The organism is Pseudarthrobacter sp. fls2-241-R2A-127 (genome assembly GCF_030209355.1).
Taxonomy (GTDB): Bacteria; Actinomycetota; Actinomycetes; order Actinomycetales; family Micrococcaceae; genus Arthrobacter.
The window spans coordinates 15950-27392 of sequence record NZ_JARVSF010000036.1 but is presented as its reverse complement, the minus strand read 5'-3'; the positions used below and the strand labels follow the sequence as shown (position 1 = coordinate 27392).

The window sequence follows — 11443 nt, the reverse complement described above, 5'->3', positions numbered from 1 at the left end:
ACGGCGGCATGACGCTCATCCCCGAGATCCATTTCCCCACAAACCGTGAAGAGCCAGTTATGGTTGACCATCTTCGACGAGGTTCACGATTGGTCGTCGCAAGCAATTCCCCACAAAGTCATTATCCTGCCATTGACGGTTCCAGCCTTGCCACGGACTGCGTGCAGCACATAGGAGACCGCTGGAGGGCGGATCAACTCCGGCACCACGGTTCTGATCAAGACATGAAGAAACTCATGTCACTGTCGGCGGGTATGCCCGGACCCGCATCAGAAATCTTGAATCAGTACCCCGACATAGCCAAAGCCAATACCAAGGACGCACTTCGTCGCCTCAGGAAACGAATCACAGACACAATGATTCAGTGCGGTTCGGATTGCATTTCTTGGCTTGAGACTGCCGTTCTTCTCAGAGGAGTTCGAACGACGCCTTACGAAGAAATTCCGGCAAATGTTGCCACTACGCTTTATGCTGCGGGACTGGGCAACGTTGATTTCCAGAGTGATTGTTTCCAATTGCTTCCCGGTGTTTCTGATACAACCGTCAAAGATTGCATCGAACTTGCAGAGCGAAGCTTCCTCGACGCTCCCCCACAATGGGTCACTATCGCTGGGTCACTATTCAAGTTCGAGAGGACAGCCCGAGCGCTTTTAGTGGAATCGACGCCCTCAGCCGAGGCACTTGTTGAGCTACTTGAAGCGCACAGTGAGAAGATTCGTCGGAATTTCACTGCCGAGCATGGTGCGCCCAGCCCGGACCTAAGCTCACTACCAAATCCGGTGAGGTGGATCGATCTGTCCGATTTGCTCGATCTACTTATACAGGTTTCTAAGACTTCCAGGGTGGGAGGTCTAACTTCCAAGCAATGGACCCTCGCGAAGCTCGAAGTTCTTCCTATTCGTAACAAAATTCAGCACATGCGCTTACCGTCCATAGGCGATAAGCGCACAATTGAGAAGCACATTCGCGCTATCATGCGCTAATGGGCGTGGGTTGATGCGATAGTTTCAAGGGGCACCATGGCCCCGGTGAGCCCGTGGCCGTAGCCGCCCCAGCAGTCAGCGGCAAACTTAGACATCCAGTCCGCCGAGGTACCTCACGGACGGCGGCCAACAACTGCTGATCACCTACTTGGCCAGCTGCATAAACAGCTGGCCAAGTACCGTGAATTGTGAACACCTATCTCGAGAAACGGCCAGGTTCCGTGGAACCTCACGCTCAAGCACGACTGAGCAATGCTCACATATGAAGCCGCTTTTGCTCAGAAACCGAGAAATTGCTCAGTTAGGTCGTGGTCTCACAAGAAACTAGAAGTCCCAGTCCTCATCCTCAGTATTAACAGCCTTGCCGATCACGTAAGAGGAACCGGACCCGGAGAAGAAGTCGTGGTTCTCGTCCGCGTTCGGGGACAGTGCCGAGAGGATGGCCGGGTTCACGTCCGTGACGGATGCCGGGAACATCGCTTCGTAGCCCAGGTTCATCAGGGCCTTGTTGGCGTTGTAGTGCAGGAACTTCTTGACGTCCTCTGCCAGGCCCACGCCGTCGTAGAGGTCGTGGGTGTACTGGACCTCATTCTCGTACAGCTCGAACAGCAGCTCGAAGGTGTAGTCCTTGATTTCCTGGCGCTTCTCCTCGGAAACCTTCTCCAGGCCCTTCTGGAACTTGTAGCCGATGTAGTAGCCGTGCACGGCCTCGTCGCGGATGATCAGGCGGATCAGGTCGGCGGTGTTCGTCAGCTTGGCCCGCGAGGACCAGTACATCGGCAGGTAGAAGCCGGAGTAGAACAGGAAGCTCTCCAGCAGGGTGGAGGCCACCTTGCGCTTCAGGGGGTCGTCGCCCTGGTAGTAGTCCATGACGATCTGGGCCTTCTTCTGAAGGTTCTCGTTCTCGGTGGACCAGCGGAACGCCTCGTCGATCTCCTTGGTGGAGGCCAGCGTGGAGAAGATCGAGGAATAGCTCTTGGCGTGCACGGACTCCATGAACGCGATGTTCGTGTAGACGGCTTCCTCGTGCGGGGTGATTGCGTCCGGGATCAGCGAGACGGCGCCGACGGTGCCCTGGATGGTGTCCAGCAGGGTCAGGCCGGTAAACACGCGCATGGTCAGCTGCTGCTCAGCCGGCGTCAGTGTGTTCCATGACTGGACGTCGTTGGACAGCGGCACCTTCTCCGGCAGCCAGAAGTTGTTCACCAGGCGGTTCCAGACGTCCACGTCCTTGTCGTCCTGGATGCGGTTCCAGTTGATGGCCTCGACGTGGCTCAGCAGCTTGACCTTCTCGGTCATGTCATCCCCTATGCGTTGGGTGGGTTTTCTCTAAGTTAAAGCGTACGACGGCGGGCGGGCACCCGCCGTCGTACTGGCACGATTTAGTTGAATATTAAAGCATGCAGGAGACGCAGCCCTCTACCTCGGTCCCTTCCAGCGCGAGCTGGCGGAGACGGATGTAGTAGATGGTCTTAATGCCCTTCTTCCAGGCGTAGATCTGGGCCTTGTTGATGTCGCGGGTAGTGGCGGTGTCCTTGAAGAACAGCGTCAGGGACAGGCCCTGGTCCACGTGCTGCGTCGCGGCGGCGTAGGTGTCGATGACCTTCTCGTAGCCGATCTCGTACGCGTCCTGGTAGTACTCCAGGTTGTCGTTGGTCAGGTACGGCGCCGGGTAGTACACGCGGCCCAGCTTGCCTTCCTTGCGGATCTCAATCTTGGACGCCACCGGGTGAATCGAGGAGGTGGAGTTGTTGATGTAGGAGATCGAACCCGTCGGCGGAACAGCCTGCAGGTTCTGGTTGTAGATGCCGTGCTCCATGACCGAAGCCTTCAGCGCCTGCCAGTCAGCCTGCGTGGGGATGTGCACGTTCTTGAACAGGTCGCGGACCTTCTCGGTCTGCGGCACCCACTCCTGCTCCGTGTACTTGTCGAAGAACTCACCCGAGGCGTACTTGGACTTCTCGAAGCCACCGAAGGTCTGGCCCGTTTCCATGGCCAGCAGGTTCGAGGCACGGACGGCGTGGTAGACCACCGAGTAGAAGTAGATGTTGGTGAAGTCCAGGCCCTCTTCGGAACCGTAGTGGACCCGCTCCCGCGCCAGGTAGCCGTGCAGGTTCATCTGGCCCAGGCCAATGGCGTGGCTCTGGTCGTTGCCCTTGGCGATGGACGGCACCGAGGTGATGTTGGACATGTCGGACACTGCGGACAGGGAGCGGATGGCCGTCTCGATGGTCAGGCCAAAGTCCGGCGAGTCCATGGTCTTGGCGATGTTCAGCGAGCCCAGGTTGCAGGAGATGTCCTTGCCGGTGTCCGCGTAGGACAGGTCATCATTGTACGTGGTGGGCTGGGAGACCTGGAGGATCTCGGAGCACAGGTTGGACATGATGATCTTGCCGTCGATCGGGTTGGCCCGGTTCACGGTGTCCTCGAACATGATGTACGGGTAGCCGGATTCGAACTGGATCTCGGCGAGGGTCTGGAAGAACTCGCGCGCCTTGATCTTGGTCTTCTTGATCCGGGAATCGTCCACCATCTCGTAGTACTTCTCGGTGACCGAGACGTCGGAGAACGGCATGCCGTAGACGCGTTCGACGTCGTACGGCGAGAACAGGTACATGTCCTCGTCCTTCTTGGCCAACTCGAACGTGATGTCCGGGATGACGACGCCCAGCGAGAGGGTCTTGATGCGGATCTTTTCGTCCGCGTTCTCGCGCTTGGTGTCCAGGAACCGGTAGATGTCCGGGTGGTGGGCGTGCAGGTACACCGCACCGGCACCCTGGCGGGCACCGAGCTGGTTGGCGTAGGAGAAGCTGTCCTCGAGGAGCTTCATCACGGGGATGACGCCGGAGGACTGGTTCTCGATCTGCTTGATGGGCGCGCCCACTTCGCGGATGTTGGTCAGCGCGAAGGCCACGCCGCCGCCGCGCTTGGACAGCTGAAGCGCGGAGTTGATGCTGCGCCCGATCGACTCCATGTTGTCTTCGATGCGGAGCAGGAAGCAGGAGACCAGTTCGCCGCGCTGCTTCTTGCCCGCGTTCAGGAACGTGGGGGTGGCCGGCTGGAAGCGGCCTTCGATGATCTCGTCCACCATCTGCAGGGCGAGCTGCTCGTTGCCGCGGGCCAGGTGCAGGGCAACCATGCACACGCGGTCCTCGTAGCGCTCCAGGAAACGCTTGCCGTCGAACGTCTTCAACGTGTAGGAGGTGTAGAACTTGAAGGCGCCCAGGAAGGTTTCGAAGCGGAACTTCTTCTTGTAGGCGCGGTTGAACAGTTCACGGATGAAGTTCATCGTGTACTGGTCCAGCGTCTCGCGCTCGTAGTACTGGTTCTTCACCAGGTAGTCGAGCTTCTCCTCCAGGTCATGGAAGAACACGGTGTTGTTGTTCACGTGCTGCAGGAAGTACTGGTGTGCAGCCTCGCGGTCCGCCTCAAACTGGATTTCACCGCTGGGACCGTAGAGGTTCAGCATGGCATTCAGCTCGTGGTAGCCCAGCCCCTTGTAAGCAGCGGGCATCTCAGGCTTCCCGGCCCTGGTTACTTCTGTGTCGGCGACAGTCGTGTCCAAAACGTGTCCAATCCTTGGTTGACCCGGGTGACGTCTTCCGGCGTTCCCATAAGTTCGAATTTGTAGAGGTGGGGTACCTTGCATTTGGCGGCGATGATGTCGCCGGCCATGCAGTAGTTATCCCCGAAGTTCGTGTTGCCGGCACCAATCACGCCGCGGAGCAGTTGCCTGTTCTGCAGGTTGTTGAGGAACCGGATGACCTGCTTGGGAACGGACCCCTCTCCCCCGGTGCCACCGTAAGTAGGCACCACCAGCACGAACGGCCGGGTGGCGAGAAGGGGTGCGTCCTTCGCGTAGAGCGGGATCCGGGCCACCTCACGGCCTAGCTTCCTGACGAAGCGGCTGGTGTTCTCGGATGCAGAGGAAAAGTAGATGAGTTGGCTGCCGGTACTGACCGGCTCCGCATCAGCCTGTGCACTGGCCGGCGCGGACACTTCCACGCGCTGAGCCGCGTGGTCACGCTGTGCTGTGGGTGCCACCATGGACGTCACCTCAGCTTTGTTGCTGTTGGGAAAAGCTGGAACCTTAGGCTACGGAGGAAACGGCAGACAGTGCCAGTTCCTCGATCTTGTCCGGGCGGAAGCCTGACCAGTGGTCCTGGTCGGTGACCACAACGGGAGCCTGCATGTAGCCCAGTGCCTTCAGGCGCTCCAGCGCCTCGGCATCCTGGGAGATGTCGACGCTCTGGTAGGTGATGCCCTTTTTGTCGAGCGCACGGTAGGTGGCGTTGCACTGAACACAAGCAGGCTTCGTGTAAACCGTTACGGTCATTGTCGCTGTCCCCTTAGTTGAAATCTATCGCTGGTGCGGTGTCCCCGTCCAAGCCGTATGTAGATACTACATGTAGTGCAGGCGCCTCTTTTGGACCCCAAGATGATGTATTACAAGTATGTCATTTAATGCACCGTTAATCCACAGGCAGGGGCCGTCAAATGGCCGGGATCCCGGGATTTTTGTCCGCCCGGTCCACACCCTGTGGACTACTTAGCCACAATTAACGGCCAGCGTGTCGTGAAAACGACGGCGTGTCGCAGCGTTGTCCACAGGGCTTCCGGGCACGCAAAAGGGGTCCCGAAGTGACCTTCGGGACCCCTTGGGGTGATCAATCGCACCCGCCGCCTGGCGCCGGCGGCACGGCATGAACCGCTACAGCGGAGCGGGCCTGCTGCAGAGGATCTGCTCCACGCCCATCCGCCCTTCGGCGAAGCTGCGGAGCGCCCCCACCAGGTACAGCCGCCAGACACGGACCACTTCCTGGCCCATCATGTCCTCAGCCCGGTCCAGGTTCTGCTCGAAGGTCGCGTACCAGGCTTCGAGGGTACGGACGTAGTGCCGGCGCATGCCCTCGACCCCCTCCACCTCGAGCCCAGCGCCCTCGAGGAAGTTCAACGTCTCCCCCACCGGGCGCATATGCATGTCCGGGGCAATGAAGGACTCGATGAACGGGCCGCCGCCGGGGTGTCGGCCGCGACGGGACATCTGCTGGACCAGGACCTTACCGCCCGGTGCCAGGTTCTCGAACAGCGCCCGGGCATACACGGGATAGTTCTTCTGACCCACATGTTCGCCCATCTCCAGGGAGGCGACCGCGTCGAACGGTCCGTCCGGGATCTCGCGGTAATCCTGGACCCGGATCTCCACCTGGTCTTCCAGGCCGTACTCCTTGATCCGCGCGTCGATAAATGCTTTCTGTTCCACTGAGAGGGTGACACCCACCACCGTGGCTCCGTAATGCCGCGCGGCATGCAGGCTGAGGGAACCCCAGCCGCAGCCAACATCGAGCAGGCGCATGCCCGGCTGCAGCCCGATCTTGCGGCACACCAGGTCCAGCTTGTCGCGCTGGGCGTCCTCGACGCCGTAGCCGGGGCCGGGCTCCTGGGTCCAGTACCCGCTGGAATAGGCCATCTGCGGATCCAGGATCAGGCCGTAGAAATCGTTGCTGAGATCGTAGTGGTGGCTGATGGCCGCACGGTCACGAATCAGGCTGTGCAGCCGTCCCTTGACCTTGGCCTGCGTTGCCGGTGGAGCAGGAGGTGTCCCCAGGGCCCCGGCCGAGCGGGCAATCCTGCCGATCCCGGCGATGACTCCGGGCGTAAGGCGGATACCGGACAACCGGCGCTGTCTGACAACTTCCCACAACTGCTGCAGCGCCGAATTGAGGTCCCCGTCAATATCCAGTTCACCAGTGACATAGGCCTGCGCGGCGCCCAGTTCACCGGGGTTCCACAGCAGCCGCCGGATGGCGTCGGGGCTGTTGAGCCGGACCACGGGCGCGTCCTCCGGGCCCGCCTCGGAGCCGTCCCAGGCCTTCAGGCGGACGGGGAGTTCCCCGCCTACGACGGGCCGCAGGACCTCCGCGATCGTTTCGGCAAGTACAGCTGTCATCAGCGGCCTCCGTTCACGCCGGCGTTCTTCCTCTGGTCCAGCACAATCTGCTGGACGTTGAGGTAGCCCGAGGCAAAGCCGGCCCTTGAGTAGCAAAGGTAGAAGAGCCACATCCGCTGGAAGACGGCGTCAAAGCCAAGTTCGGCCACTTCGTCCTTGCGCGCCATGAAGCGCTCCTCCCAAAGCCGCAGCGTCTCGGCGTAGTGCTCGCCGAAGGCCAGGCGTTCCCGGACCTGCAGGCCGGTCTGCTTTTCCGTCACTTCCTCGATGGCGCGCACCGACGGGATCACGCCACCCGGGAAGATGTATTTGTGCACCCAGGTGTACCCGGTACGGGTGGCCAGGAGCCGGTCATGCGCGATGGTGATGGCCTGGATGGCCACCTTGCCGCCCGGAGCCAGGACGCGCTCGATCGTCTGGAAGTACGTGGCCCAGTATTCGTAACCCACGGCCTCGATCATCTCGACCGACACTACGGCGTCGTACTCGCCTTCCACGGCGCGGTAATCCTTGAGCTCAATGGTCACCTGATCCGCGTAGCCTGCCTCCGCCACCCGTTCCCGGGCCAGCGCCTGCTGCTCGCTGGACAACGTGACCGAGTAGACCGTGGCGCCGCGGGCGGCCGCACGCAGCGCCAGTTCGCCCCAGCCGGTGCCGATCTCCAGCACCCGGGTTCCGGGTCCGACGTCGGCCTTGTCCAGCAGCCGGTCGATCTTCGCCTGCTGGGCGGCGGCGAAGCCCTCCCACGGCATGTCCTTCACGGCACTTCCGGACGCAGGGAAGAGTGCGCTGGAGTAGGACATGGTGTCGTCAAGGAACGTGGCGAACAGCTCGTTGGAGAGGTCGTAGTGACGGGAGATATTGGAGCGCGTGTTCTTCAGGGAATTGCGCTCCGTCCGCGGCTGTCGCGGCAGGAAGATGGAGCGCAGCTTCTGCAGCGGAACGGGAATCAGGGTGCCCGCCCGCGCCGCGAAGACCTCCAGCACTGCTGTCAGGTTGTCTGCATCCCAATCGCCCGCCATGTAAGACTCGCCCAGGCCGATCAGGCCCCCGTCGCCCAGCCGCAGGGCAAAATGCTCAGGCCGGTGGATGGTCATCACCGGAGCACCGGAGCCGGCCGGGGCCGTGCCCAGCACCTGCCCGTCGGGGTAGCGCACTTCGAGGGGAAGGCGCCGTACCGCAGCTTTGAAAATCCCGTCCGCAATCCGCGCTGCACCGTTCGCCTTGAAACCGGAAGGTATGGCGGCAATTCCCGGCCAGATGCCCGCATCGATGGACGCGGGTGGCCGCGGCACGGTGTACGGCGCGGCTGAACCGGACCGGTTCGCCGGGCGTTCAGCCGAGGCGGTGCCGTGGTCGTCCGTCATTGTCATTGAACTGCCTCCTGTGGGGGGTGATGTGGTCTGGCGACGACGGGCAGGCGTCTTGCCCAGAGCTTAACGCCCTGAAGCCGGATAAGTGCGGATACCAGTAGTGGCGCGGCCGGCACGGTGACGGCCGCCGCCAGGATGTTCCGGATGGTAGCCGGTTTCCGCCTGCCGTCCATGGTGGCCACGAAGGGCCGGTGCCCTTCGCGTTCCAGGACGATTGAGACCGCAAGCCGCTCCCCGGGGGCGGGAAGCTTCATCCGGTATTCGCCGTCGACGTCGTTGAAGGGTGAAACGTAGAAGGACTTCGGCACTGAACCGCGTCCGGAGGGATCCGTCCTGAGCAGGTAGCAGTGCCGTTCGCCGTAGGTATTGTGGACCTCGGCCACCACGCACCTGAGCTCTCCGTTGGTGCCGTAGCACCAGAAAAGCGTCAGCGGGCTGAAGACGTAACCAAAGACCCTGGCACTGGTGAGCATGTGGATGGGACCGCCGTCGGGCTCTATCCCCTGCGTCCGCAGGTAGTGCTCCACGTTGGCCCTGATACCGGCGTCGGGATCGCCCAGGTGGTCTCCCGCGCGGAACTCGGCCAGTGGCCGGAGCAGGCGCGGCAGCCGGGGAAGGTCGTCAACGTCCACGAACCAGCTGTAACTGCGGTAGGTGAAGGCATTCTTCAGCGGGGTCTGCCGCACATGGGAGATGGCGGTGCGGTAGATGGCGGCGTCCATGGTCACGCCGGTTCCGCGGCCATCAGTTCCCGCTCCCCCTCACCGGAGGAGTCTCCGGTCTCAGCGGCCCGGGCCACCGGCCACGTGCGGCCGAGCTTCTCCGCGGCGCGGACCCCGGAGAGGGCGCCGTCCTCGTGGAAGCCCCAGCCAAGGTAGGCGCCGGCATAGGCGATCCGGTCATCGCTGAGCGCCTTGATGGCCTGCTGGGCCTGCAGCGACTCGGGCGTGTATTGCGGGTGCTCATAAACCATCCTGTCCAGGACGGCGACGTCGGCAATAAGCTCGGACTCGCCGAGGCTGACCAGGTACGGCCGGCCGTCGGCCGGTTCGAGCCGCTGCAGCCGGGTCAGATCGTAGCTGACCAGGACTTTGTCGGGGCGTGCGTCGCAGCCGGGAAGCCGGTAGTTCCATGAAGCCCTGGCGTTCTCCGCCGCCGGCAGGACCGCGGGGTCGCGGTGGAAGACCGTGTGGTTGACCGAGTAGGGCATGCCGCCCAGCGCTTCCTTTTCCTCAGGCGTCGCGTCGGCCAGGAACCCCAGCGCCTGCGCCGGGTGGGTGGCGATGACGACGGCGTCGAAGGCTTCCAGCCCGGCGCCAGTTGCGATCTCCACGCCATCCGCCGTTCGCCGGATGGCGGTGACCGGGGTTTCCATCCTGACGTCGGGGAGGGTCGCGGCGAGCTTTTCGACGTACCGGGCCGAACCGCCGGTGACGGTGCGCCACTGGGGTGAGCCCTTAATGCCCAGCAACCCGTGGTGGCCCAGGAACGTGAAGAGGTACCGCGCCGGGTAGGACAGGGCGGTGGTGGGGTCGCAGGACCAGACGGCGCTGACCACCGGGGTCATGAAGTGCGAGATGAAGTAGGGGCTGAACTTTTCGCGCTCCAGGAAATCGCCGAGCGTCAGTTCGGGAACGTCAACCTCGCTGCTGACGGCAGACGGAGGCGCGGTCCTGAGCAGGTCGCGCGCCTTCCGGTAGAAGCGGGTGACCTCCAGGAGCATCAGCAGGTACCGGCCGCGCAGCAGGCTGGATGGTTTGGCGATGATGCCGCGGGCACCGTCGCGGGCACCGGCGTATTCGAGTCCGCAGCCGTCGCAGCGGATGGACATGCTCATCTCTGAGTCCTGGGTTTCCACGCCGAGTTCGGCGAACAGGCGGAGCAGCGTGGGATAGGTCCGTTCATTGTGAACAATAAAACCAGTATCGACGCCGATGACGCTGCCGTCCGGCTGCGGCATGTCGTGGGTGTGGGCGTGGCCGCCAAGCCGTGAGTCTGCCTCGAACAAGGTGACGTTGTCCTGCCGGTTCAGCACGTAGGCGGCCGTCAGTCCGGCCACGCCGCTGCCGATGACGGCGACGCGCCGCCGGCCGCCTGCATCTACTGCTGGATTTGGTGACAATTCGTGCTCCTCTGTTGGACATCTGCCGCTGGACCGGGTGTACAGAGGGCAATTCGGTACCGCGGCGGCGGTGGATGGGTGCAGTACTGTGGGCTGGTGGTAAACCCCGTGCACTTGAAGACCTTATTGGAGGTCACGCGGCTGGGCTCATTCGCCGCGGCCGCAACAACACTTGGTTACACAGCCTCTGCCGTTTCGCAGCAAATGTCCGCGCTGGAACGGGACACGGGCGTAACCCTCTTCCAGCGTTCGGCGCGCGCCGTGGTCCCGACGGAAGCCGCCGTCGTCATGACCCGGCACGCCGCGAAGGTGCTGACGGACATCGAAGCGCTGATGGCCGCCGCGTCCAGGGTCCAGGACACCGGAAGCCAGGAGCTGAGGCTGGGGATCTTCCCCAGCCTTGCCACCTATGTCCTGCCGCGGATCCTGAAGAACCCGGCGTGGAAGAACCTCGGCATCGACCTGCGGGTGTCCGTGGCGGAACCGGGCCAAACCATCCAGGGGCTGCGTGCCGGCGGTGACGTTGACCTGGCGGTGGTGTTCCAGGTGGGCCAGACCGGCTTCGCCTGGCCCAACACCATCAACCGGCAATGGATCGGCGACGACGACTTCCGGGTGGTGCTCCCTGCCGGCTGGGGATTCCGGGCCGACGCGAAGGTGGCCGCGGACCATCTCTCGGAGATGCCGTGGATCATGCACCACCCCGGCACCAGTGATGCCATGGTGATCGAGCGGCTGTTTGCCGGGTGCAACCTGCACCCGCGCGTGGTGGCGCACAGCGACGACTTCCACGCGAGCCTGGAAATGGCCGCCGCCGGCCTGGGTGCCGCCCTGGTCCCGGAACTGGCGCTCCGGAACAAACCGGCGGGGGTGGTGGTGCTGGACGTCCCCGAGATCCGGCTGGCACGGAACGTGTTCGCGCTGCTGATCAATGAACGGAAGACGGCGCGGGTGCAGTTGTTCGTTGACCTGCTGGCGGAAACTCTCGCCGGGATGCGCACCGCAGTGAATTAGC

The 11443-nt window shown here is 62.7% G+C and carries 10 protein-coding genes; 2 read left to right on the top strand and 8 right to left on the bottom strand.

From position 1 onward, the window contains the following. Positions 1-983: hypothetical protein (locus tag QRN53_RS18705; RefSeq protein WP_285245309.1), on the top strand; the 983-nt coding region annotated here is incomplete at its 5' end. Between the two features lie 324 nt (positions 984-1307). Here QRN53_RS18705 and nrdF read toward each other — a convergent pair. From nrdF to QRN53_RS18665, 8 genes are all read right to left on the bottom strand, one after another. Then, entirely contained in the window at positions 1308-2282 is a 975-nt protein-coding gene (gene nrdF, locus QRN53_RS18700; protein ID WP_285245308.1) for a class 1b ribonucleoside-diphosphate reductase subunit beta, read from the bottom strand. Between the two features lie 94 nt (positions 2283-2376). Further along, a complete protein-coding gene (gene nrdE, locus QRN53_RS18695) occupies positions 2377-4497 on the bottom strand; it encodes a class 1b ribonucleoside-diphosphate reductase subunit alpha (RefSeq protein ID WP_285245307.1) in 2121 nt (706 codons plus the stop codon). Between the two features lie 20 nt (positions 4498-4517). Further along, positions 4518-4988: a class Ib ribonucleoside-diphosphate reductase assembly flavoprotein NrdI gene (gene nrdI / locus QRN53_RS18690; protein ID WP_285245310.1), complete on the bottom strand. Its 471-nt coding sequence runs from the start codon at positions 4986-4988 to the stop codon at positions 4518-4520. An 85-nt stretch (positions 4989-5073) separates the two neighbouring features. Next, on the bottom strand, positions 5074-5319 hold the full coding sequence (nrdH, locus tag QRN53_RS18685; RefSeq protein ID WP_013601222.1) for a glutaredoxin-like protein NrdH: 246 nt from the start codon (positions 5317-5319) through the stop codon (positions 5074-5076). 375 nt (positions 5320-5694) lie between these two features. Continuing rightward, positions 5695-6933, bottom strand: a complete 1239-nt coding sequence (locus tag QRN53_RS18680; RefSeq protein ID WP_285245306.1) for an SAM-dependent methyltransferase — start codon at positions 6931-6933, stop codon at positions 5695-5697. Continuing rightward, on the bottom strand, positions 6933-8306 hold the full coding sequence (locus tag QRN53_RS18675; protein ID WP_285245305.1) for an SAM-dependent methyltransferase: 1374 nt from the start codon (positions 8304-8306) through the stop codon (positions 6933-6935). Before QRN53_RS18675 ends, QRN53_RS18680 begins: the two co-directional genes overlap by 1 nt. Next, positions 8303-9034 (bottom strand): DUF1365 domain-containing protein, encoded by a 732-nt coding sequence (locus QRN53_RS18670; RefSeq protein ID WP_285245304.1) that lies wholly within the window; start codon positions 9032-9034, stop codon positions 8303-8305. The genes QRN53_RS18675 and QRN53_RS18670 overlap by 4 nt, the downstream gene beginning before the upstream one ends. Further along, positions 9031-10428, bottom strand: coding sequence for an NAD(P)/FAD-dependent oxidoreductase (locus QRN53_RS18665; protein ID WP_285245303.1), 1398 nt, complete (start codon positions 10426-10428; stop codon positions 9031-9033). Before QRN53_RS18665 ends, QRN53_RS18670 begins: the two co-directional genes overlap by 4 nt. 96 nt (positions 10429-10524) lie before the next feature. Between QRN53_RS18665 and QRN53_RS18660 the strand changes: the two genes are divergently transcribed. Continuing rightward, the gene (locus QRN53_RS18660; protein ID WP_285245302.1) at positions 10525-11442 is read left to right on the top strand and encodes a LysR family transcriptional regulator; all 918 of its coding nucleotides are present in this window, start codon (positions 10525-10527) and stop codon (positions 11440-11442) included. The last annotated feature ends 1 nt before the right edge of the window (position 11443 follow it).